Annotated in this window: 21 protein-coding genes; 13 read left to right on the forward strand and 8 right to left on the reverse strand. The window is 64.7% G+C overall.

Features of this window, described 5'->3' with window-relative positions:
* Positions 1–99: 99 nt before the first annotated feature.
* The 3 genes from JKL45_RS15765 to JKL45_RS15775 all read left to right on the forward strand — a co-directional run bounded on the left by JKL45_RS15765 (position 100) and on the right by JKL45_RS15775 (position 1,572).
* Entirely contained in the window at positions 100–948 is an 849-nt protein-coding gene (locus JKL45_RS15765) for an N-formylglutamate amidohydrolase (protein WP_201862477.1), read from the forward strand.
* The gene (locus tag JKL45_RS15770; RefSeq protein ID WP_201862479.1) at positions 945–1,250 is read left to right on the forward strand and encodes a DUF1244 domain-containing protein; all 306 of its coding nucleotides are present in this window, start codon (positions 945–947) and stop codon (positions 1,248–1,250) included. The genes JKL45_RS15765 and JKL45_RS15770 overlap by 4 nt, the downstream gene beginning before the upstream one ends.
* 61 nt (positions 1,251–1,311) lie before the next feature.
* Positions 1,312–1,572 carry a DUF2312 domain-containing protein gene (locus JKL45_RS15775; RefSeq protein WP_196265023.1) on the forward strand — a complete coding sequence of 87 codons (261 nt, stop codon included), beginning with the start codon at positions 1,312–1,314 and terminating at the stop codon, positions 1,570–1,572.
* Between the two features lie 58 nt (positions 1,573–1,630).
* Here the strand turns inward: JKL45_RS15775 and JKL45_RS15780 are convergent, their stop codons facing one another.
* Entirely contained in the window at positions 1,631–2,077 is a 447-nt protein-coding gene (locus JKL45_RS15780) for an acyl-CoA thioesterase (protein WP_201862481.1), read from the reverse strand.
* 170 nt (positions 2,078–2,247) lie between these two features.
* On the opposite strand from JKL45_RS15780, the gene JKL45_RS15785 reads away from it, so the two are divergent.
* Positions 2,248–3,108, forward strand: a complete 861-nt coding sequence (locus JKL45_RS15785) for an urea carboxylase-associated family protein (RefSeq protein ID WP_201862483.1) — start codon at positions 2,248–2,250, stop codon at positions 3,106–3,108.
* Between the two features lie 30 nt (positions 3,109–3,138).
* On the opposite strand, the gene JKL45_RS15790 is transcribed toward JKL45_RS15785, so the two are convergent.
* Complete coding sequence (locus JKL45_RS15790) at positions 3,139–4,791, reverse strand: peptidoglycan L,D-endopeptidase MepK (RefSeq protein ID WP_201862485.1); 1,653 nt, start codon at positions 4,789–4,791, stop codon at positions 3,139–3,141.
* Positions 4,792–4,933: 142 nt separating this feature from the next.
* Complete coding sequence (locus JKL45_RS15795) at positions 4,934–6,682, reverse strand: L,D-transpeptidase family protein (RefSeq protein ID WP_201862488.1); 1,749 nt, start codon at positions 6,680–6,682, stop codon at positions 4,934–4,936.
* A gap of 549 nt (positions 6,683–7,231) precedes the next feature.
* Here JKL45_RS15795 and JKL45_RS15800 point away from each other — a divergent pair.
* The 9 genes from JKL45_RS15800 (at position 7,232) to JKL45_RS15840 (ending at position 17,520) form a co-directional block, all read left to right on the forward strand.
* Positions 7,232–9,013 (forward strand): M3 family oligoendopeptidase, encoded by a 1,782-nt coding sequence (locus tag JKL45_RS15800; RefSeq protein ID WP_210345790.1) that lies wholly within the window; start codon positions 7,232–7,234, stop codon positions 9,011–9,013.
* A gap of 114 nt (positions 9,014–9,127) precedes the next feature.
* On the forward strand, positions 9,128–10,450 hold the full coding sequence (locus JKL45_RS15805; protein WP_201862492.1) for an adenylate/guanylate cyclase domain-containing protein: 1,323 nt from the start codon (positions 9,128–9,130) through the stop codon (positions 10,448–10,450).
* A gap of 75 nt (positions 10,451–10,525) precedes the next feature.
* Entirely contained in the window at positions 10,526–11,893 is a 1,368-nt protein-coding gene (locus tag JKL45_RS15810; RefSeq protein WP_201862495.1) for an ABC1 kinase family protein, read from the forward strand.
* A gap of 159 nt (positions 11,894–12,052) precedes the next feature.
* A complete protein-coding gene (locus JKL45_RS15815; protein ID WP_201862497.1) occupies positions 12,053–13,270 on the forward strand; it encodes a glycosyltransferase in 1,218 nt (405 codons plus the stop codon).
* 113 nt (positions 13,271–13,383) lie between these two features.
* Positions 13,384–13,677, forward strand: coding sequence for an aa3-type cytochrome c oxidase subunit IV (locus tag JKL45_RS15820; protein WP_201862498.1), 294 nt, complete (start codon positions 13,384–13,386; stop codon positions 13,675–13,677).
* A gap of 73 nt (positions 13,678–13,750) precedes the next feature.
* On the forward strand, positions 13,751–14,887 hold the full coding sequence (locus JKL45_RS15825; protein ID WP_201862500.1) for a Re/Si-specific NAD(P)(+) transhydrogenase subunit alpha: 1,137 nt from the start codon (positions 13,751–13,753) through the stop codon (positions 14,885–14,887).
* Positions 14,888–14,906: 19 nt separating this feature from the next.
* The gene (locus tag JKL45_RS15830; RefSeq protein ID WP_036355015.1) at positions 14,907–15,353 is read left to right on the forward strand and encodes a proton-translocating transhydrogenase family protein; all 447 of its coding nucleotides are present in this window, start codon (positions 14,907–14,909) and stop codon (positions 15,351–15,353) included.
* Positions 15,354–15,357: 4 nt separating this feature from the next.
* The gene (locus tag JKL45_RS15835) at positions 15,358–16,758 is read left to right on the forward strand and encodes an NAD(P)(+) transhydrogenase (Re/Si-specific) subunit beta (protein ID WP_201862502.1); all 1,401 of its coding nucleotides are present in this window, start codon (positions 15,358–15,360) and stop codon (positions 16,756–16,758) included.
* A 282-nt stretch (positions 16,759–17,040) separates the two neighbouring features.
* Positions 17,041–17,520 (forward strand): GNAT family N-acetyltransferase, encoded by a 480-nt coding sequence (locus tag JKL45_RS15840; RefSeq protein WP_201862504.1) that lies wholly within the window; start codon positions 17,041–17,043, stop codon positions 17,518–17,520.
* On the opposite strand, the gene JKL45_RS15845 is transcribed toward JKL45_RS15840, so the two are convergent.
* The 5 genes from JKL45_RS15845 to purE form a co-directional block, all read right to left on the reverse strand.
* On the reverse strand, positions 17,490–18,149 hold the full coding sequence (locus JKL45_RS15845) for a nucleotidyltransferase family protein (protein ID WP_201862506.1): 660 nt from the start codon (positions 18,147–18,149) through the stop codon (positions 17,490–17,492). The two genes, JKL45_RS15840 and JKL45_RS15845, sit on opposite strands and share 31 nt — an antisense overlap.
* Positions 18,150–18,191: 42 nt before the next feature.
* The gene (locus tag JKL45_RS15850) at positions 18,192–19,058 is read right to left on the reverse strand and encodes a tetratricopeptide repeat protein (protein WP_201862508.1); all 867 of its coding nucleotides are present in this window, start codon (positions 19,056–19,058) and stop codon (positions 18,192–18,194) included.
* A 222-nt stretch (positions 19,059–19,280) separates the two neighbouring features.
* Positions 19,281–19,520, reverse strand: coding sequence for a 30S ribosomal protein S21 (rpsU, locus tag JKL45_RS30495; protein WP_190846124.1), 240 nt, complete (start codon positions 19,518–19,520; stop codon positions 19,281–19,283).
* Positions 19,521–19,689: 169 nt separating this feature from the next.
* Entirely contained in the window at positions 19,690–20,787 is a 1,098-nt protein-coding gene (locus JKL45_RS15860) for a 5-(carboxyamino)imidazole ribonucleotide synthase (protein WP_201862510.1), read from the reverse strand.
* Positions 20,777–21,268 carry a 5-(carboxyamino)imidazole ribonucleotide mutase gene (purE, locus tag JKL45_RS15865; RefSeq protein ID WP_201862512.1) on the reverse strand — a complete coding sequence of 164 codons (492 nt, stop codon included), beginning with the start codon at positions 21,266–21,268 and terminating at the stop codon, positions 20,777–20,779. The genes JKL45_RS15860 and purE overlap by 11 nt, the downstream gene beginning before the upstream one ends.
* Positions 21,269–21,360: the final 92 nt, after the last annotated feature.

Genomic DNA, 21,360 nt, shown 5'->3' on the forward strand with positions numbered 1-21,360 from the left:
AGTATGTTGCGCGGAAGGTCGCGTTGTCAGGGTTGGAGGGGCAGGGTAAGGCTTTTCCTCCGCCGTTCAATCCATCCTTATCTCGAAACCCGTTTCGCTATGTCTGTTTCCGCCGCGCTCAGGCTGGACGAGCCTGATCTTGAGACCCATCCGGTCGAAACCATCTCCGGTTCCGTCGAATCAGGCATCCTGGTCCTGTGCGACCATGCGTCGAACGCGGTGCCGCCGGATTTGGGTGATCTTGGCCTGCCAGAAGCCGAGTTCCAGCGCCACATCGCCTATGACATCGGTGCCGCGGCCGTGACCCGCTCCCTCGCCCGGCGCCTTGGGGCTCCGGCCATTCTCACCCGGTTCTCGCGGCTGATCATCGACCCCAACCGGGGAAGGGACGATCCGACCCTGGTCATGCGCCTGTCCGACGGCGCGGTGGTGCCGGGCAATGCCAGGGTGGACGATAGGGAAGTTCAGCGGCGCATCGCCCGGTTCTACGACCCTTACGATGACGCCATTGCGGACGCGATCCACCGGGCGACAGGGGCGGGCCATCCGCCGGTGATCGTCACGGTCCACAGCTTCACCCCGGTCTGGCGCGGCTGGGCGCGGCCCTGGCATGTGGGGATTCTCTGGGATGCCGACGACCGCTTCGCCAGGCCGCTCCTGGATGGGCTGCAAGCGGAGGACGGACTCGTGGTCGGCGACAACGAGCCTTATGATGGAGCGCTGGCCGGCGACATGATCGACCGTCACGCCACGGTCCGGGGGCTCGCCAATGCGTTGATCGAGATCCGTCAGGACCTGATTGCCTCCGACGAGGGCGCCGAGGAATGGGCCGAGCGCTTCGCCCGACTGCTCAAGCCTCTTAGCAAACGGCCGGAGCTTCGGGCGCCCAGGATCTTCGGGACCCGCACCCGGGACCGCCTGCGCCAGCATGGAGGATCGAGCTCATGAAGGATATCGACGACAGGACCCGCACGGAATTGGAAGCGGCAGCCTTCCGCCGGCTGGTCGAGCACCTGCGCGAGCGCACGGACGTTCAGAACATCGACCTCATGAATCTAGCGGGCTTCTGCCGCAACTGCCTGTCCAACTGGCTGAAAGATGCCGCCGACGAGCGCGGCGTCGCCCTCTCCAAGGAGGACAGCCGGACTCATGTCTACGGCATGCCCTACGACGAGTGGAAGCAGCGCCACCAGGGTGAGGCCAGCCCGTCTCAGCTTGCAGATTTTGAGAAATCGAAGCCCGGGCATTAAAACGGCTTCAACCAAATGACCATAACACTGGCACCAACGCCATCAATCAGGGGCTTCATTCATGGATGACGCAGCTTTCAATACCGAATCCGTCGCCGCCGACCAGCTGAAGGCCTTCATCGAGCGCATCGAGCGCCTCGAGGAGGAGAAGGCCGGCATCGCAGGGGACATCAAGGACGTCTACGCCGAGGCCAAGGGCAACGGCTTCGACACCAAGGTCCTGCGCAAGATCATTTCCCTGCGCAAGCGCGACTATGCCGAGCGTCAGGAGGAAGAGGCGATCCTCGAACTCTACATGCAGGCGCTCGGGATGATTGGCTAAAAACCAGCCTTCTCGGAGACTTGAAAAGGGCCCTGCAGCGCAATCTGCGGGGCCTTTGTCATTCCTGAGGCGCGTCCACCAGCATCAGGCCCTGTAAAATTTCGACCGTTGCAGGCGGCAGCGGGGTCGAGCGGCGCGTTTCCTTGTCCACCATGGCGATGGTCGCCTCTGTCGTGGCGGCGAGATGCCCATCCTTGAAGATGCCCTGGGCCAGGGTGAAAGAGCTGCGCCCGACCCTCACCACGCCGGTCCCGATATCCACGCTTCCGGGCCAGAAGAGCTCCGCCCGAAAGTCGATTTGCAGCCGGGCGATGACGAAGCTTCGGCCCTCGGTGGCCAGCGGCCTTGCCGGATCGTACATGAAGGCGACCCGCCCGACCTCGGAGAAGGTGGCGAAGACCGCGTTGTTCACATGCCCCTGCCGGTCGAGATCCGCATAGCGGATGTCGGTGGAAGTGCGGCTCGGATAGGCCTCCAGCGGGCGCAGGGCACTCAAGTCGTTCATCGTCCGGTCCTTGTCATGGGGCCATAGAATACGAAACACCGCATGGCTCAAGAGAGGGACCTTCTTATTGAGTCCTTTTCGCCCTCGATGATCAGCCATGCAGCCCGCGCCCTCGCTTGGAGCGATCCGATTCTCTATAGATTCCAGGAGATTCGCTTGCGGAGGGATGCATGAAGCGCGCGGCACACGAAGTCACGGAACCTCAGGACGCGGAGGCGCGCCGCAGGGTTGCGCCCGTCATCTGCTACCCGGTCGAGACCCTGCCGCGGCCCGATCTTGCTGCCTATCAGGCCGCCCGCGATGGCTGGGAGAAGGTGGCCGAAGTTGTGGTGCCGCCCCGCGAGGCGCGCTCCTTCCACGTGCCGGCGGGCTCGTTCTTTCGCATCGTCAGCATCGAAGGCCCGCAGGTGGGTGACCTCAATCTCTGGTCGGCCGATGACGTCGATGAGCGCTTCTTCTCAGGCAAGACGCGCGCGCTGCACGGCACGCATCTCTCCACCGGCGATCAGCTGTGGTCGTGCCTGCCTTACCTGCGCCCCATGGCGACGATCACCCACGACACCCTGGACTGGTACGGCTTCGATGCGTTCGGCGGCTCGGTGCACGACGTGATCGGCACGCGCTGCGATCCCTACACCCACAAGCTCCTCTCCGGGGAGGAATACCACCATTGCTGTCACTCGAACCTGACCCGCGCCCTCAGCGAGCGCCTGGGCAAGCCGAAGCAGGAGGTGGAGCCCGCCGTGCACGACGTGCTCAACGTCTTCATGTGCACGGGCTTCACCCGCGACACGGGGCAGTACTTCATGAAGGCGAGCCCGGTGCGGCCGGGCGACTATCTCGAGTTCTTCGCCGAAATCGATCTTCTGGGCGCGCTTTCCGCCTGTCCGGGCGGCGATTGCAGCACGGAGCATTCGAGTGACACAGCCGCCTGCCATCCGCTGCTGGTGGAGGTCTACAGGCCCAAGGCGCAGCCTGCCGGTTGGACCTCGCCTCCCCGAAACGGCTACAGCCGCAGTCATGAGGACTGAAACGAAAAAGGGCCCCGTCGGGGCCCTTTCTTATTGCACCACTTTCAGCGGTTTGACCGCCGGTCCCGTGAACCGGTTCGTCGCCAGATCGGCCACCGGCTTCTTCGAGAAGCCCATATGCAGGCTCGGCTCCGCCGTCATGAGGGCCGTGAGCGCCGTGGCGGGCGGCTCCTTCGCGGCGGCCGCAGGAGCCTTGGGTGAAGCAGCGGGCTGGGGCTTCGCTGGCTTGGTGTCCTTCGGCGTGGAGCCGGTGGTTGCGACCGGGATATCGACCGGAGCCACTGCTGCAACCTGGATGGGCCGCAGATCCGGGCGAGGCGGAGGCAGGGGAGCCGGGGAGATGGATGCAGTGCTGGTCGTGCCGCGCAGGTCAGCCAGAACCGGGATCGGGTTCGTTGCCGACAGCGAGCCCGGACGGGCCGGCGGGAGCGGCGCATAGGCCAAGGCGACGGTGCCTGCGAGAGCCTCGATGTCGGTGTCATCCGAGTCGGGCCGCCGCGGCGGCATCGGCGCGAAGGCCATGCCCTTGGCAATCGACATCTCCGCGGCGCCGGGACCCTGCTGCCAGCCCAGGGCCGGGCCGGAGGCGGTCTGGACCGTGCCCGGTGCCCCGTTGATCCGGGTCGGCGGCAGCGGAGGCGGCGGGGGCGGCGTCAGATCCTCACGCAGGGCAGGGGCCATGGAGGCCACGACGGCAGGCGCAGGCGGCTCGGGCCGCGGCTGGATCGCCACCGGTGCGCGGCGGGCCGTCGGTGCCGGATTCGCGTAGGATTGCATGGCCGCGTAGACCGACGAGTTGGAATCGCTTGCGTAATTGTCTTGCGGCGACGGCTGCTGGCGGGACGCGATGAGCGCCCGGCCCGGCCGCGACGCCACACGGATCTCCTCCGCATCCTCGTCCTCGTCATCGCCGCCACCGAACAGAGTGGCCCAGAAGCTCTTGCGGCGCGGCTGGTTGGCAATGGCCTCCTCGGCATCCGCATAAGCCGTGTAGCCGGCCACCGTGCCGCCCTTGGCCAGCACTTCGGCCCGCGCCTCATCATAGCCGGGCAAGGGCCTGCCATCGGCGGGAATATGGACGGTCTTCCCATCCGGGAAGATGCCGGCGAGCTGCGAGCGGGTCATGCGCGGCCAGGCGCGCACGCTGCCCACATCGAGATGGATGAAGGGCGTATAGGCATTGGGATAATAGCCGACGCCGCCGTTCTGGAGCCGCATGCCGATGGCCCGGACACGGGAGGCGGACACGTCGGGCAGGTAGAAGTCCAGCGCCTTGCCCTGCATGTGCTGGCTGTTCTTGGCCACCGCGCTGGAGCGCCGCCGAAGCATCGAATTGGTCTGCGGAGAGCGGTAGGCGGAGTTCACGTGAACGGGTGCGTCGGAGCCTACTTCGCGATAGACCTCCCACACCGTATCGAACAGGCGCGGATCCATGCGGGTCGACTCGGCGCGCCGCCAGTCGCGCAGGAACCAGTTGAGCTGCTGCAAGGCGGCCGAGTCGTACTGCCCATTGCGCCGGAAGGTGACGGTGAGGCTTTCCTTGGTGTTGTTGTGGTAAAAAGTCAGCGTGCGGGTATCGCCGTTGGCGACCGCATCCTGCGTGCCGCGCACTCCGCTCACCATGACGGCCAGAAAGGCCGCAAGACCAATGCCAACGCGAGACGCGAGGCGGCCAGTACGCATTACTCTCACTGTGCTACTCGTCTTTACAGGCTGCATCCGTGGATGCGGCAATCCTTATAGTGAAAGGATCTTTGCCGAAGACGGTTACGTTCCCGTTAAGTGAGTGAGAGAAACTGGTTGAAAAGGTGGCGTGACGAGGGGGTTATTCGGACAGGTTCAGGGCCGCACGGACCTTGCGATCGAGGCCATAGATATCCTCGAAGCGCTTCACCTCGCCCTTCTCGTCGACCGAGAGGGTGAAGTAGGTGAGATGCACCGGCAGGGGATCCGTGAGGTGCACGTAGCGCTCGCCTTTGCCGATGAGGCCCCGCAGCTTCTGCTCGGTCCACTTGCCGTCCTGACCCATGATCTCCTCTGCGAGCTCGAAGGGCTTGTCGACGCGCACGCAGCCATGGCTGAAGGCGCGCTTGCTGGCGGAGAAGAGGTTGCGGTTCGGGGTGTCGTGCAGATAGACCGCATGCTGGTTGGGGAACATGAACTTCACGTAGCCCAGGGCATTCCTTTCGCCCGGAGGCTGCTGCACCGAGATCTGGTTACCGCGGCGGATGACCTTGTAGCCCTTTCGCGCGGCGTAATAAGGATCGTTGGCCAGCCCCGGCAGGATCTCCTTCTTCATGATCGACGGTGGGATCGTCCAGGACGGGTTCACCACCAGATACTTCATGCTCTCCGAGAAGATCGGCGTCTGCGACTGTTCCTTACCGACGATCACGCGGGTTTCGTGAACCACCCTGCGGCCTTCCGTCAGGCGCAGACGGTATTCGGGGACGTTCACGGCGATGTGCCGGTCGCCCAATTCAGCCGGCAGCCAGCGCCAACGCTCCATGTTCGCGATGATCTCCGATTCGCGCTGTGCAACGGATGGGCCGGAGAGCGCCGCCACGGTCTGGGCGTTCAGCACACCCGTATCCGGCAGGCCCTTTTCCTTCTGGAAGGCCGCCACCGCAGAGGCGACGCGCTCGTCGTAGACAATCTGGTTGTCGGAATCCTTGGCGAGATTGAAGCGGGCGCGGACCAGAGGGACGCGCGGATCCTTCATCCCCACGCGCAGGGTCGGGCCCTTGGGCAAGCGGACGCTGGGCTGGGAGGGATGGTTCTCACGCAGCTGCGCCAGCCGCTCCTTCAAGGCCCTGTAGCCGGCATGCGGCGGATTGTAGGCCGCCAACGCCGCGCCGGCGTTCTTCGCCGAGGCAACCTCGCTCAGCACTTCACTGACGTCGGGAATTGCCAGTTTCGGCGTCACAAGCTGCGAGAGGCGCGGGAGATCGATGCGGGCGCCTCGGGCATCGCGGGCATAGCGAATCACGGAGAGCGAGAGCTTCACATCGGCCCTGGCCCATTGCGCCAGCGGTGCATCCTTGCGCAGGCCCGCATCACGAAGGACATAGTCAGTCGGATCGAGACCGTCCTCGTCCGCAGCCTTCAGGCGGTCCATGGCGGCCTGAGCGGCCGGCGTCCAGGCTTCATCCTGCGCCCATAACAGGGGCCGCTCGGCCTGCGCGTAATAGGCGGCCAGAGCCGCGCGATCCTTGGCGCTCACGCGCAATTCGCGCATGGCCGTATCGTCGGCGAACAGGCCTTCCACGGCCATGCGGCCGATGTCCGCCTGCATGAGAGCCGTGACGGGCGCTGCATCGGGCAGGGGTATTTCAATCGCAGGAGCAGGCTTCAGATCCGCGGCTTCGATCGACACAGGTGCCGGCTCAGTCAGTGGGATCGCCTGGGAGGCCACATCCTGCAGGGCCGGAGCATTCTGGATCGCCACATCGTGGAACGATGGCTGCGCCGGATCTGGGCTGATGGTGATGTCGTCCGCCGAAGCGGCGAGGGGCAGGAGAGAAACGGATCCGAACAGACCCAGCCAAACGGCTGTCTTGCGCAATCCACGCATGACCATGCTCCTCGTCGCAATGAATGTGGAGGACTTCACCAATCCCCCATCCAATGAATTTCGTCAGTGTGCGGGCACACGTCTGTTACGCTTAACGCGCAAAACGCGATGCGGCTTCACCGTCTAAGCCAAGTTCTTTCAATTTTCTGTAAAGACTTGCCTGACGGGGATACCGAGCCGGCACGGGATGGCCGGCATATGTCATTGATAATGAACGACCGCGCAGCCAGTCGCCCGCGCCTTTGGAATGACTCACGTGCGCATTTCACCGAGAGCGTTAACCAGTGGTAAAGCGCGTGCATCTGGCTTTGCGATGATTTCGTCTTCGGGAACTCCGCTGGCGGACCCAGGGCAAACCCGATTCTAACGGCAGCCCGCCTCCTGAGTTGGTGACCGTCCGGCACGGGTTGATCCCTGTGGGCCGGCGGCCAATATGTGTGCAGTATCTCCGACCCTCGATTTCCGGACAGGCCTTCGCTCGTGACCTCTCAGACCTCCTCCGCCTTGCATCTCCCCTTGTCCTCCGGCGCGGCACAGACCGAACTGGGCATGCTGCCCGAATGGAACCTGTCCCACCTCTATCCCGGCATGGACAGCGAGGAGTTCAGGCGCGATCTCGCCAAGGCTGAGGCCGAGTGCAAGGCCTTCGCTGCTTCCTATCGCTGCAAGCTCGATGCCATGGCACGGGGCGAGCGCGCGTCGGAGACGCTGAGCGAGGTCGTCAAGCGATACGAGGCCCTGGAGGATCTCCTCGGGCGCATCATGTCCTATGCGGGCCTGATCTATTCCGGCGACACCACCGATCCGGTGCGGGCCAAGTTCTACGGCGACACGCAGGAGCGCCTCACCGCGGCCTCGACCGAGCTGCTCTTCTTCGCCCTTGAGCTTAACCGTATCGAGGACGCGGTGCTCGACCAAGCCATGAGCGAGGAGCCGCTGAAGCATTACAGGCCGTGGATCGAGGACCTGCGCAAGGACAAGCCCTTCCAGCTTGACGACCGGATCGAGCAGCTCTTCCACGAGAAGTCGGTGACCGGCCGCTCGGCCTGGAACCGCCTGTTCGATGAGACCATGGCGTCCTTACGCTTCAACGTGCGCGGCGAGGAGCTTCCCATCGAGCCGACGCTGAACAAGCTGCAGGATTCCGACGAGAGCGTGCGCAAGGATGCCTCGGATGCATTGGCCAAGACCTTCAAGGCCAATCTTCGCACCTTCACGCTCATCACCAACACGCTCGCCAAGGACAAGGAGATCTCCGACCGCTGGCGTGGCTTCGAGGATGTGGCCGATTCCCGCCATCTGGCGAACCGGGTCGAGCGCGAGGTGGTGGAGGCCATGGTGTCGGCCGTGCGCGAGGCCTATCCGCGCCTGTCCCACCGCTACTATGCCCTGAAGGCTCGGTGGTTCGGCAAGGACAAGCTCGACCATTGGGACCGCAACGCGCCCCTGCCGAAGGTCGAGCAGCGCACCATTTCCTGGAACGAGGCCCGGGACACGGTGCTCTCCGCTTATTCGGCCTTCTCGCCCCGCATGGCCGACATTGCCCGCCGCTTCTTTGACGAGGGCTGGATCGACGCGCCGACCCGCCCCGGCAAGGCGCCCGGTGCCTTCGCGCACCCCACCGTTCCCTCGGCTCACCCCTACGTGCTCCTGAACTACCAGGGCAAGCCGCGGGACGTGATGACCCTTGCCCACGAGCTGGGGCATGGGGTGCATCAGGTCATGGCCGGGCCCAACGGGGCGCTGATGGCACCAACCCCTCTGACGCTCGCCGAGACGGCCTCCGTGTTCGGCGAGATGCTGACCTTCCGCCGTCTCCTCGACCAGACCACTAACCCGGTACAGCGCAAGGCCATGCTGGCCGCCAAGGTCGAGGACATGATCAACACGGTGGTGCGCCAGATCGCGTTCTATGCCTTCGAACGCAAGGTCCATCTGGAGCGCCGCAACGGCGAGCTGACGGCCGACAAGCTCTGCGAACTCTGGATGTCCGTACAGGACGAGTCCTTGGGCCCGGCGATCCGCCTTGGTCCAGGCTACGAGAGCTACTGGACCTACATTCCCCACTTCATCCACTCGCCGTTCTACGTCTATGCCTATGCCTTCGGCGACTGCCTGGTGAACTCACTTTACGGCGTCTATGAGCGCTCCAACGAGGGGTTCGTGGACCGCTACTTCGCGCTGCTCTCGGCCGGCGGCACCAAGCATTATTCCGAGCTTCTCGCGCCCTTCGGCCTCGACGCCAGCGATCCGTCCTTCTGGCAGATCGGCCTGTCGATGATTGAGCGGCTGATCGGCGAGCTTGAGGCCATGGAGGACGCGGCCGCTTAAGGCCGTTCTGCTTGGCCGAGCGCCCTAGTGCTGGCACTATGAGGGTGGACTCTCTCGCCTGAACGCCACCGGCTTCCGCACTCTTCGTCGGAATGCCAGTTCGGGAGCCGGGCCATGCCGGTCGACACGCATTATGCCAGGAGCGGCGATCTCCGGATCGCCTATCAGGTCATCGGCGAGGGGCCGCTCGATCTGGTCTTCGTGCCGGGCTTCATCTCGAACCTGGATCTCTACTGGGACGAGCCCAACATGGCGCGCTTCCTGTCCCGGCTGAGCGCGTTCAGCCGCCTCATCCTGTTCGACAAGCGGGGAACCGGCCTCTCGGATCGCCTCGGAAACCTGCCTACCCTGGAAGAGCGCATGGATGACGTGCGCGCGGTGATGGATGCGGTGGGAAGCACAAAGGCGGCGCTCTTCGGCATTTCCGAAGGGGGCGCGATGAGCATGCTCTTTGCCGCGACCTATCCGGAGCGGACGCAGGGGCTGATCCTCTATGGCACCTATGCTGACTTTCACACCTGGGTTCTGCCACGCGACCGTTTCGAGACGTTTCTGGACAAGATCGACCGGACCTGGGGGCAGGGCGAGAGCCTTGCCGCCTTCGCACCGACGAAGGTTGCGGACGAGCGCTTCCGGCAATGGTGGGCGCGCTTCGAACGGCTAAGCGCCAGCCCATCCTCCGTCATCACCCTCATGCGCATGAACAGCCAGATCGACGTGCGTCACATTCTGCCGTCGATCCGCGTCCCGACTCTCGTCCTGCACCGGGTAGGCGACACGCGGGTCAATGTCGAGGGCGGCCGCTATCTCGCGGCCAACATTCCCGGCGCCAAGTCTGTCGAGTTCCCCGGCATCGACCATCTCCTGTGGGCCAATGATGCGAGCCCGGTGGCCGATGAGATTGAGGAGTTTCTTACCGGCACACATGGAGAGAGCGAACCCGACCGTGTGCTGGCGACGGTTCTGTTCACGGACATTGTCGATTCGACTGGTAAGGCCGAGAAAATGGGAGACCGCAGCTGGCGCACGCTCCTCGACCAGCATGACCGGATCGTGCGTGATGAGATCGGCCATTTCAAAGGCCGGGAAATCAAGACGCTCGGCGACGGGTTCCTCGTGACTTTCGACGGTCCCGCGCGGGCCGTGCGATGCGCGGGCGCCATCGTCGAGGCACTCCGGGTCCTGGGGCTGCAGGTCCGCTGCGGGGTCCATACGGGCGAGATCGAGATGAAGGATGATGACATCGGCGGCATCGCGGTTCACATCGCGTCCCGCATCGCCGCGCTGGCCGATGGCCACGAAGTCCTGGTGTCGCGCACGGTGCGTGATCTCGTGGCCGGCTCCAGCCTGCACCTGGAGGATCGGGGCGCCTTTCCCCTCAAGGGGTTGAGCGAGCCCATGCCGCTCTTCGCAGCCGCAGCCAGCCCGAGGTCGTGAAGCCGCACTACCCTGGCGGTCGCTGCTGCACGCCATATCTTAAGCTCTCCAGTTCAGAGCAAGAGATCTCACGATATGGCCGAGTCCGACCGCGAAGCGAACCGCTTCTCCGCGCGCGCTGCCCGCTATGCCCGGGTCGGGGCGAATATGGGTGGGGTGGCGGCCCGCATGGCCGGATCGCGCCTGTTCGGGGGCGATGATCGCGATGCCTCGAACGCCGCGGTGCTGGCGCAGGCGCTTGGCGGCCTGAAAGGCCCGATCATGAAGGTGGCGCAGCTGCTCGCCACCATCCCCGACCTCATCCCGCCGGAATATGCCGCCGAGCTGCAGAAGCTCCAGAGCGAGGCGCCGCCCATGGGGGCGGCTTTCGTCAAGCGGCGCATGCAGGCGGAGCTGGGGCCGCAATGGCAGGGCCGGTTCGGCTCCTTCGAGCTCAACCCCTCGGCCGCCGCCTCCCTCGGCCAGGTGCATCGAGCGACCACGAAGGACGGCGAGGCGCTCGCCTGCAAGCTCCAGTACCCGGACATGCAATCGGCCGTTGAGGCGGACCTGAGCCAGCTCGAATGGGTCTTTGCCGTCCACCGCCGCATGGACCCGGCCATCGATACCCGCGAGATCGCCAAGGAGATCGGCGAGCGGGTGCGCGAGGAGCTCGATTACGAGCGCGAGGCCAAGCACGCGGCGCTCTATGCTCGGGCCTTGTCCGACGTGGAGGAGGTTCGGGTGCCGCGGGTTCATCCGGAGCTGTCCACCCGGCGGCTGCTTTCGCTCGAATGGCTCGAAGGCGAGAAGATCTTAGGGTTCACGGAGGCCCCGGTCGAGATCCGCAACCGGCTGGCGGTGGCCATGTTCAAGGCCTGGTGGCACCCCTTCAGCCATGCGGCTGTGATCCATGGCGATCCGCATCTCGGCAACTACACCGTCTTCTCCGAGGACGGGGAGGCAAGGGGGATCAACCTCCTCGATTACGGCTGCGTCCGTATCTTCCACCCGCGCTTCGTCGGTGGCGTGGTCGATCTCTACCGGGGTTTGCAGACCGACGACCGTGCCCGCATCGTCCATGCCTACGAGACCTGGGGCTTCAAGAGCCTGTCGAACGAGTTGATCGACATCCTCAACATCTGGGCCCGCTTCATCTATGCCCCGCTGCTCGACGACCGGATTCGCACCGTGGCCGATGGGGTCAAGCCCGGCGAATACGGCCGCCGGCAGGCCTTCGAGGTGCACAAGGCTCTCAAGGAAAAGGGGCCGGTCACGGTCCCGCGCGAGTTCGTCTTCATGGACCGGGCCGCGGTGGGTCTGGGCGCCGTCTTCCTGCACCTGAAGGCCGAGTTGAACTACCACCACCTCTTCGAGAACGAGATCGAGCGGTTCTCTCTGGAGAAGCTGGAGCAGAGGCAGGGGGAAGTTCTGGCAGCTTCCGGTTTACCAAAACCCGTGTAATGAGGTTGCATCTTCCGCCGTTCGGCCTTAGGGCATGACGGTAGGGAAGAGCATTTTCAGGCGAAGTGGACTCCGGTTCGCCTGAAAATGCGACCAGACAAGAACACTCGAAGCCTCTTGCGAGCCTTGAAGGTCGTAGGAGGCTTGAGGGGGCAGCCGATGAAGATCGCTTTCGTTCACCAGAACTTTCCGGGCCAGTTCCTGCGCCTGTCTCGGTCCTTTGCCGAAGAAGGCCATGAGGTCGTGGGCTTAGGGATGGTCAAGCAATGCTCCATTCCGGGCGTGAAGTACTTCTCCTACGACGCCGTGCCGGGGCCGGAGGATGCGCCCTTCCAGAACCGCTACTCTCCCGTGATTCCACGCCTGCGCCGGGCCTACGGCGTCGCTCACAGGGCCAAGGCGCTCGCCGAGCAGGGCTTTGAGCCGGACGTGGTGGTGGTCAATACGGGCTGGGGCGAGAACCTGTTCCTGAAGGACATCTGGCCGAAGGCCAAGCACGTCGCCTATTTCGAGTATTACTACCATGCCAAGGGGCAGGATCTCGATTTCGACCCCGAGTTCCCGGTCACCAACGAGGAGGTGATCTGGCGCCTGCGCCTCAAGAACTCCATGCAGCTCGGCGCCCTGGACGCGGCCGATCTCGCTGTGGCGCCCACCCGCTACCAGCGCGACACCTTCCCGGAATATCTGCGCGACCGGCTCGCCATCATTCATGACGGCATCGACACCAAGCGGCTCGTCCCCGACCGCAATGTGCGGATCAGGCTCGGCCAGGATGGGTCTCCGCTGACCCGCAATAGTCCTGTGGTCACCTATGTAACCCGCAACATCGAGCCGATGCGGGGCGCCCATATCGTCTTCAAGAGCCTGCCCTACCTGCTCGACATCGACCCCGAACTCCGGGTGGTGATCATCGGCGGCAAGGGCACCAGCTATTCCGGCTCCGCTCCGGGTGGGCAGTCCTGGTTCGACGTGTTCAAGGCCAGGATCGAGCGCCCGGTTGACTGGTCACGGGTCCATTTCGTCGGGAACCTGCCCTACGACCAGTTCGTGAAGGTGCTGCAGGTCTCCTCGGCCCATGTGTACATGACCTATCCCTTCGTGCTGTCCTGGTCGTCGATCGAATCCATGGCGCTCGAATGCCGGATCGTGGCCTCCGACACGGAGCCGGTGCGCGAGATCATCCAGGACGGGGTCAACGGCCGTCTCTTCCCCTTCTTCGACGAGAAGGCCCTGGCCGAGCGGGTGCGCGAGACCTTGGCCGAGAAGGAGAAGTCCGCCGCCATGGCCGCCGAGGCCCGCCGGATCGCCGTCGCGAAATACGATTACGAAACCGTGTGCCTGCCTCAATGGCGCGACTTTCTGGGGATCCAATAATTCCACGAAACATTGATAAAGTTCCGCCGGGAGCCATTCGAAAGATTGCGGCTCCTCACCGCATGCGGTAAACGCAGCAATTAACACGTGACGCTCAAACGGGGCTTTGAATCATGGCCGATACAAAACATGCGCCGCATGGGGGCTATAGTCCGGATATGGACAGCCGCGCCCATGAGGCGACCTACAACGGATTCATTCAGTTCGCTGAAATCAGCACCGCCGTTGTGATCTGCTTCGTGCTGGCGCTGGCCGTCGGCGGCATCAAGCATGCTTGGCTGACATCCATCTTCGGTGTCGTTCTCTCTCTGGCCGCAGGCGGGCTCGGGGCCATGGCTCCCTCCATCGGGGTGCGTGCTCCCGCAGCCGTCGGCGTTCTTCTTCTCCTGGCGCTCGTCTTCTACTGAGCCGCGGGAGTTTCCACCGACACGAGACAAGAGCTTGATCTCAAGCCATTGACCAAATCGCAGGGGGGCTAAAATGCGGATCGCCGTTCTCTCCGAAACCGATGGAGCGGAGACCCGTGTTTCCGCCACCCCCGAGACGGTCAAGAAGTACAAAACGCTCGGCGCGGATGTGGTCGTCCAGGCCGGCGCGGGCGCCAAGGCCGGCATCCCCGATGCCGAGTTCGAGACCGCGGGCGCCTCGGTGGCGGCCAGTGCCGCCGATGCCCTCAAGGATGCGGACGTCATCCTGAAGGTCCGCCGCCCGGCCGAGGGCGAATTGTCCGGTGCCAAGCCCGGCGCGCTTGTCATCGCCATCATGGATCCCTACGGCCAGGACACGGCTCTCAAGGCCCTGGCCGATGCGCAGGTTGCCGCCTTCTCCATGGAACTGATGCCCCGCATCACCCGTGCCCAGGTGATGGACGTGCTCTCCTCCCAGGCCAACCTCGCCGGCTACCGCGCCGTCATCGACGCCGTTGCCGAATACGGCCGGGCCATCCCGATGATGATGACCGCAGCCGGCACCGTGCCGGCAGCCCGCATCTTCGTCATGGGCGCAGGCGTCGCCGGCCTCCAGGCCGTCGCCACGGCGCGCCGCCTCGGCGCGGTGGTGACCGCTACCGACGTGCGCCCCGCCGCCAAGGAACAGGTGGAGAGCCTGGGCGCCAAGTTCGTCGCGGTCGAGGACGAAGAGTTCAAGCAGGCCGAGACGGCCGGCGGCTATGCCAAGGAAATGTCGGCGGAGTACCGGGCCAAGCAGGCCGAGCTGGTGACAGCCCATATCGCCAAGCAGGACATCGTCATCACCACGGCCCTGATCCCGGGCCGCCCGGCTCCCAAGCTCGTCACCCGCGCCATGGTCGAATCCATGAAGCCGGGCTCGGTGATCGTCGATCTGGCGGTGGAGCGCGGCGGCAACTGCGAGGCCGCAATCCCCGGCCAGGTGGTGGAGCATAACGGCGTGAAGATCGTGGGCCACCTCAACGTGCCGGGGCGCCTCGCCGCCACGGCCTCCAGCCTCTACGCGAAGAACCTCTATGCCTTCGTCGAGACGCTGGTGAACAAGGACACCAAGGAACTGGCCGTGAAATGGGACGACGAGCTGGTCAAGGCCACCTGCCTGACCCGCGACGGCGCCATCGTTCACACCGCCTTCCAGCCGACCGCTTAAACCGTCCAGGGAGGACATCATGGCACTCACGCCCGAACAGGCTGTCGAGCAGGCCCGAGCGGCGGCCGAGGCCGCCCGCCGTGCCGCTGAATCGGCCCAGTCCATCGCAGACCAGCTGGCCGACACGGCAGGCCACGCCGCAGCAGTTGTCACCCACGGGGCGGTGGACCCCACGGTGTTTCGCCTGGCTATCTTCGTGCTGGCGATCTTCGTCGGCTACTACGTGGTCTGGCAGGTGACACCGGCCCTGCACACGCCATTGATGTCGGTGACCAACGCCATCTCGTCGGTGATCGTGGTCGGCGCCGTCCTGGCGGTGGGGGTCAATGTAGCACCGAGCCTTGGCGAAGGCCCGATCTGGGCCCGGGCGCTCGGCTTCATCGGCCTGATCCTCGCGTCCATCAACATCTTCGGCGGCTTCCTGGTGACCCAGCGCATGCTCGCCATGTACCGCAAGAAGGGATGAGGCGATGTCGGCCAATCTAGCCTCGATCCTCTACCTCGTCTCCGGCGTCCTGTTCATCCTGGCCCTGAGGGGCCTCTCGCACCCCACCACCTCCCGGCAGGGCAACCTCTACGGCATGGTGGGCATGGGGATCGCCATCCTCACCACCCTGTTCGTCTCGCCCCCGAGCGGTTTCGGCGGCTGGGCGCTGGTAATCCTGGGGCTCGCCATCGGCGGCGGCATCGGCGCGGTGATCGCCCGGCGCGTGCCCATGACGGCCATGCCCCAGCTCGTGGCGGCCTTCCACTCCCTGGTGGGGCTCGCGGCGGTGCTGGTGGCGGCAGGCGCGCTCTACGCGCCGCAGGCCTTCAGCATCGGGGCGGAGGGCACCATCCATGGCGGCTCGCTCTTCGAGATGGCGCTCGGTGTGGCCATCGGGGCCATCACCTTCACCGGCTCCGTCATCGCGTTTCTGAAGCTTGACGGGCGCATGTCTGGCAAGCCGATCATGCTGCCGAGCCGGCACCTCATCAACATCGGTCTGGCCCTCCTGCTGCTGGTGCTGCTGGTCGCCTTCATCCGCACCGAGAGCCACGCAGCCTTCTGGCTGATCGTGCTGGTCTCCTTCGTGCTCGGCGTCACCCTCATCATCCCCATCGGCGGCGCCGATATGCCGGTGGTGGTGTCGATGCTCAACTCCTATTCGGGCTGGGCGGCGGCTGGCATCGGCTTTACGCTCGGCAACCTCGCGCTCATCATCACCGGCGCGCTGGTGGGCTCGTCGGGAGCGATCCTGTCCTACATCATGTGCAAGGGCATGAACCGCTCCTTCATCTCGGTGATCCTCGGCGGTTTTGGCGGCGAGACCACAGGGGCTGCAGCCGGCGGTGCGGTCGAGACCCGGCCCGTGAAGCAGGGTTCGGCAGATGACGCCGCTTTCATCATGAAGAACGCCTCCAAAGTCATCATCGTGCCGGGCTACGGCATGGCGGTGGCTCAGGCGCAGCACGCGCTTCGCGAAATGGCCGACGAGCTGAAGGCCGAAGGCGTGGAAGTGAAATATGCCATCCACCCAGTGGCGGGCCGCATGCCTGGCCACATGAACGTGCTGCTGGCGGAAGCCAATGTTCCCTATGACGAGGTGTTCGAACTCGAGGACATCAACGGCGAGTTCGCCCAGGCGGATGTCGCCTTCGTCATCGGCGCCAACGACGTGACGAACCCGGCCGCCAAGACCGATCCGGCCTCGCCGATCTTCGGCATGCCAATCCTCGATGTAGAGCGGGCCAAGACCGTGCTGTTCATCAAGCGCGGCATGGGCTCCGGCTATGCGGGCGTGGAAAACGAGCTGTTCTTCCGCGACAACACCATGATGCTCTTCGGTGACGCCAAGAAGGTGGTCGACGAGATTCTGAAAAATCTCTGATCGGGTGATCGGAGAAGCGTTTCATGCCCGGCCTTCGTGCCGGGCATTTTTTGTTTCTCGTTACATTCCCACTGTCATTCCGGGGCGAGCGGTAGCGAGAGCCCGGAATCCATAATCACCACGCCTTACGAGGGAGCGAGCAGCGTTACGCTTCTTCCTGCATTGTTAGCGGTTATGGATTCCGGGCTCGCCTTCGGGCGACCCGGAATGACGGTGGAACGGTGACGGAAAACGAGAAATCTGCTTTAACGCCGTCTCTGTCGCGCTTTGCTCGGACGTCCCATGCCCTCCATCTCCCTCCGCACCGCTCTTCCTGCCGACCGGAGCACCGTCGTCGAGCTGATTCATCAGCTCAATGTCTTCGAGGCCGATCTCGTCGGTGACCGCCGCCGCGATTACGCTGCGGCCGAGGAATATTACGACGAGCTGATGCAGCGTCTGTCGCGCCGCAACGGCCGCATCATCCTGGCGGAGGCGGAAGGGATCGTCATTGCCGCCATGGGCTTTTCGCTCGATCAGGATGCCGCTTACGTGATCGACGATGTACGCAACCATGGCACCGTGACCGACCTGATCGTGCACAATGACTGGCGCGCACGCGGCATCGGCCAGATGCTGCTCAACGAGGCCGAGCGCCTGACGAAAGAAGCCGGACACAAGCGCCTCGTCATCGGCGCCCTCGTGGCCAATGAGCGGGCCGAGCGCACCTACCGGGCTTTCGGCTTCGTGCCCTACGTGTCGATCCTGTCGAAGGAATTGTGAGAAGCCGGATAGGCCTCCTGCCATGACATCAGCATGGTCAGCTTCGGCCAGCGGGCGGGCCAATCCTTCGTGATGATCCGCTCGCGATAGATGTCCATCTTATGCCCGAAAACCGGCGTCGGGCGCACGATCAGGTTCAGAAGGTCGTCGATACCGTAGGGCGCCATCACCTCGACCCTGCCTTCGACCGTGCGGGCTGCGATCGCGGTCGCCGTTTCGGCCCAGTGAGCCACGGCATCGGCAGTATTGTGGTAGGGCGCATCGCCGTTGTGCAGGTGCATGCGCGCCTGGTTCTTCACGGACCACGGAATGCCTGGTGCCAGCATGCGCAGCCTGCGCTCGATCTCGGCCTCCCGCGCCTTGCTGGTGTCATCACGGTCGAAGTAGAGCATATCCACATCGGCAAGACGCGCCACGTCGATGGTGCGCCTATGCAGCACGTCCCAGACGCTGTTGCGGATGAAGCCCGCGCCGATCCAGGCGTCGGGAAGCTGGATGCTCTCCACATGCAAAAGAAGCGCATGCGAGGCTACATGCGCTTCGAGAAGCCGTTCGATGTCGGAGATTGCCCGCAGGGGAGGGGCGGGGTTCATGCCGCCGCGCCCTAACCAATCTTTTGGTTGGCGCATCGTGTGGTCCGGAAAACCGGGTCCACTTTTCCGCACGATGCGCTACGAGCGGAACAGACCGGCGACACCGCCGCCCTGCAGGCGGGACGAACCCTGGCGGGCGACGCTGTTGCTGTTGTCGATGGTGAGAGCCCGCGAATAGCTCTCGAGGGCTTGGCTCTTGTCGCCCTTGCGCTCCATGGCCACGCCGCGCCATGCCCAGGAATTAGCGTCCTTGGCATCGACGTTGAGGGCCGCGTTGAAGTCCTCGATGGCCTTGTCGTACTGGTTCGTGGCCACGAGGCTCTGGCCGCGGGCCGCATAGGGCGCGCCCACGAAGGGGTTGCGGTCGATGGTGGCGTCGAAGTCGAGGATCGCCTGCTGGTGCATGCCCTGGCGCTGATAGAGCAGGCCGCGGGAATGCAGTGCCTCGGCCGATTCGGGCAGGAGGCGCGTTGCCATGTTCAGGTCGCTGAGGGCTTCCTGGAACTGGTTCTGAGCGCGGTAGAGATTGGCGCGGCCGATATAGGCCGGGCCGTAATTCGGATCGGCCTGGATCGCCCGGGTGAAGTCGGCGAGTGCCTGGTCGTTGCGGTTCGTCTGGCGCAGGGCCAGCGCCCGGTTGGTATAGGCCGGCGCGTAGTTCGGATCGATCTGCACCGCCTTGGTGAAGTCGGTCATGGCGCTGCTGTAATTGCCCACGCGGGCATAGGCCGCGCCGCGGGTGTTGTAGGCGCTCGGATCGTTCGGGTTGCGCTGAATCACGTCCGAAAGGGACGAGATGTTGACCGTGCTCGTGCCCTGGGTGTCCTCTTCCACCACGGCGATGCGCTGGGTCGGGGCGCCGCCCGTCGTACCGCAGGCAGAAAGACCGAGGGCGACTAGGGTCAGGCTCAAGGGGGCAAAACGGCGGATCGATGGGGCGAACACGTTCGTCTCCAGCTTCTTACTCAGTACCAGGAGGCGGCACTCTGGCGGGAAATCCTTAACAGCCGTGAAACAAGGCATCAAAAAGGCGCCTGAGGGGGAATTTGCCGTTCGGGCGGAGCATCGGGTCGCAGGAGGGGAGGCCCAAACATGCAAACAGCGCCCCGCTTGCGCGTCGGGCGCTGTTTCACAACCGATAGTCCAGCCGATGGCTCGATTGAGAGCTTAGCGGCCGCCCGTCGTCGGGCGCGGCTTCGAAGGCAGAAGGCCTTCGCGCTGCATGCGCTTGCGGATCAGCTTGCGGGCGCGGCGAACGGCCTCAGCCTTCTCGCGGGCCTTCTTCTCAGACGGCTTCTCGTAGTGGCCGCGAAGCTTCATCTCGCGGAAGATACCCTCACGCTGCATCTTCTTCTTGAGAGCGCGGAGCGCCTGATCGACGTTGTTATCCCGGACAAGAACCTGCACGCGAATTCCTCGTATTTGAACCGTTTCGATTGTGATAAAAAACAAAGGAGGCGCGTCAGGCGCACCTCTATCTGGCCGGCGTCAGTATCAGAAGAAGCCTTGCCTGTCCAGGGTTGCCGCCTAAGAAATGCGCCGGGCCAGAAAGACAATCGACGGGCCTGAAAAAGGTTCAATCCTGTTCCGGAAATACCCTGGTCACATGCCCCATCTTGCGGCCGGCCCGGGCCTCGGCCTTGCCGTAGAGGTGCAGATGCGCGCCCGGCTCAGCCAGAATCTCCTCCCAGGCATCCGCATCGTGCCCGATCAGGTTCTTCATCTCAACACGGCCGAGGCGGGCGCTGTCGCCGAGCGGCCAGCCGCAGACGGCGCGCACATGCTGCTCGAACTGCGACGTTACGGCGCCGCCCAGGGTCCAATGGCCCGAATTGTGCACCCGCGGGGCGATCTCGTTGACCACGAGGCGCTCGCGCCCGCCTTCCGTGACCAGGAACATCTCGACTGCCAGCACGCCCACATAGTCCAAGGCTTCTGCGATGGAGCGGGCGATGCGGACCGCCTGCTCCGCCGTCTCCTGCGAGACGCCGGCGGGAACCCGGGTGGTGTCGAGGATGTGTTGGCTGTGCTCGTTGGCGCAGAGATCGTAGGCCGCAAAGGCCCCGGAGGCGGTGCGGGCGGCCACCACAGAGACTTCCCGCTCGAAGGGCACGAAGCCCTCGACAATAGAGGAGGCGCGGCCGATCTCCGCCCAGGCGGCGGCAGGATCGGTGTCGGGCCTGACCATCACCTGCCCCTTGCCGTCATAGCCGAAGCGCCGGGTCTTGAGCACGGCAGGCCGGCCGATGCGATCGAGCGCTTCCATGAGCTCGGCCTCATCCGAGAAGGCCGCGAAGGGGGCGACATCGATGCCAAGGCCCGCAATGAAGCTTTTTTCCAGGAACCGGTCCTGCGACACGGCCAGGGCCTGGGCATTGGGGGCCAGCAGGGTGTGGGTGCTCAGGATCGCGGCGGTCTCGCTCGGCACGTTCTCGAATTCATAGGTCACCACGTCCACGGCCTTGGCGAAGCGCACGAGGCTCGCCTCGTCCTCATAAGCCGCGACGGTGCACTCGGCCGCCACCTCGAAGGCCGGGCTGTTGTCGTCCGGGGCGTAGACATGGGTCTTCAGGCCCAGCTGCGCGGCCGCCATGGCGATCATGCGCCCGAGCTGGCCGCCGCCGAGAATGCCGAGGGTGCAGCCGGGGCGGATCATGGGCGTGTCAGCTTTCATCGGAGGGGCGCTCGGCCACGCCTTCGCTCTGGCGCGTGCGCCATGCGTCGAGGCGGTCGGCCAGCGCCGGATCGTGAAGGGCGAGGACGGCCGCGGCGAGGAGCGCCGCATTGACGGCCCCGGCCCGGCCGATGGCGAGCGTCCCGACCGGGATGCCGGCCGGCATCTGAACGATGGACAGCAGGCTGTCCTGGCCCGAGAGGGCCTTGGATTCCACCGGCACGCCGAAGACGGGCAGGGGGGTCATGGCGGCGGTCATGCCGGGAAGGTGAGCCGCGCCTCCGGCGCCCGCGATGATCACCTGGAAGCCGTCGGCCTTGGCCTTCTTGGCGAAGGCATAGAGACGATCCGGGGTGCGATGGGCGGAAACGATCCGGGCGTCGTAAGGAATGCCCAGCGCCTCCAGGGTTTCGGCGGCATGGCGCATGGTGGCCCAGTCGGACTGGCTGCCCATGATAATGGCAATGGGGGTTCCGGCCATGGCGTCGCTCCGGCTTCAGGGCCTTTGGTGTCCAGCCCGAATAGCGAAGGCGCCCCCGGCAGGCAAGGGAGATACGGATCCTCGTACCGGAA

This window comes from Microvirga soli (assembly GCF_016734765.1).
In the GTDB taxonomy this organism is placed as follows: domain Bacteria; phylum Pseudomonadota; class Alphaproteobacteria; order Rhizobiales; family Beijerinckiaceae; genus Microvirga; species Microvirga soli.

Excerpts from the sequence above, each read along its gene's own strand:
- JKL45_RS15765 (WP_201862477.1), top strand. The coding sequence starts at position 100 with ATGTCTGTTTCCGCCGCGCTCAGGCTGGACGAGCCTGATCTTGAGACC.
- JKL45_RS15770 (WP_201862479.1), top strand. The coding sequence starts at position 945 with ATGAAGGATATCGACGACAGGACCCGCACGGAATTGGAAGCGGCAGCC.
- JKL45_RS15775 (WP_196265023.1), top strand. The coding sequence starts at position 1,312 with ATGGATGACGCAGCTTTCAATACCGAATCCGTCGCCGCCGACCAGCTG.
- JKL45_RS15780 (WP_201862481.1), bottom strand. The coding sequence starts at position 2,077 with ATGAACGACTTGAGTGCCCTGCGCCCGCTGGAGGCCTATCCGAGCCGC.
- JKL45_RS15785 (WP_201862483.1), top strand. The coding sequence starts at position 2,248 with ATGAAGCGCGCGGCACACGAAGTCACGGAACCTCAGGACGCGGAGGCG.
- JKL45_RS15790 (WP_201862485.1), bottom strand. The coding sequence starts at position 4,791 with ATGCGTACTGGCCGCCTCGCGTCTCGCGTTGGCATTGGTCTTGCGGCC.
- JKL45_RS15795 (WP_201862488.1), bottom strand. The coding sequence starts at position 6,682 with ATGCGTGGATTGCGCAAGACAGCCGTTTGGCTGGGTCTGTTCGGATCC.
- JKL45_RS15800 (WP_210345790.1), top strand. The coding sequence starts at position 7,232 with ATGCTGCCCGAATGGAACCTGTCCCACCTCTATCCCGGCATGGACAGC.
- JKL45_RS15805 (WP_201862492.1), top strand. The coding sequence starts at position 9,128 with ATGCCGGTCGACACGCATTATGCCAGGAGCGGCGATCTCCGGATCGCC.
- JKL45_RS15810 (WP_201862495.1), top strand. The coding sequence starts at position 10,526 with ATGGCCGAGTCCGACCGCGAAGCGAACCGCTTCTCCGCGCGCGCTGCC.
- JKL45_RS15815 (WP_201862497.1), top strand. The coding sequence starts at position 12,053 with ATGAAGATCGCTTTCGTTCACCAGAACTTTCCGGGCCAGTTCCTGCGC.
- JKL45_RS15820 (WP_201862498.1), top strand. The coding sequence starts at position 13,384 with ATGGCCGATACAAAACATGCGCCGCATGGGGGCTATAGTCCGGATATG.
- JKL45_RS15825 (WP_201862500.1), top strand. The coding sequence starts at position 13,751 with ATGCGGATCGCCGTTCTCTCCGAAACCGATGGAGCGGAGACCCGTGTT.
- JKL45_RS15830 (WP_036355015.1), top strand. The coding sequence starts at position 14,907 with ATGGCACTCACGCCCGAACAGGCTGTCGAGCAGGCCCGAGCGGCGGCC.
- JKL45_RS15835 (WP_201862502.1), top strand. The coding sequence starts at position 15,358 with ATGTCGGCCAATCTAGCCTCGATCCTCTACCTCGTCTCCGGCGTCCTG.
- JKL45_RS15840 (WP_201862504.1), top strand. The coding sequence starts at position 17,041 with ATGCCCTCCATCTCCCTCCGCACCGCTCTTCCTGCCGACCGGAGCACC.
- JKL45_RS15845 (WP_201862506.1), bottom strand. The coding sequence starts at position 18,149 with ATGCGCCAACCAAAAGATTGGTTAGGGCGCGGCGGCATGAACCCCGCC.
- JKL45_RS15860 (WP_201862510.1), bottom strand. The coding sequence starts at position 20,787 with ATGAAAGCTGACACGCCCATGATCCGCCCCGGCTGCACCCTCGGCATT.
- purE (WP_201862512.1), bottom strand. The coding sequence starts at position 21,268 with ATGGCCGGAACCCCCATTGCCATTATCATGGGCAGCCAGTCCGACTGG.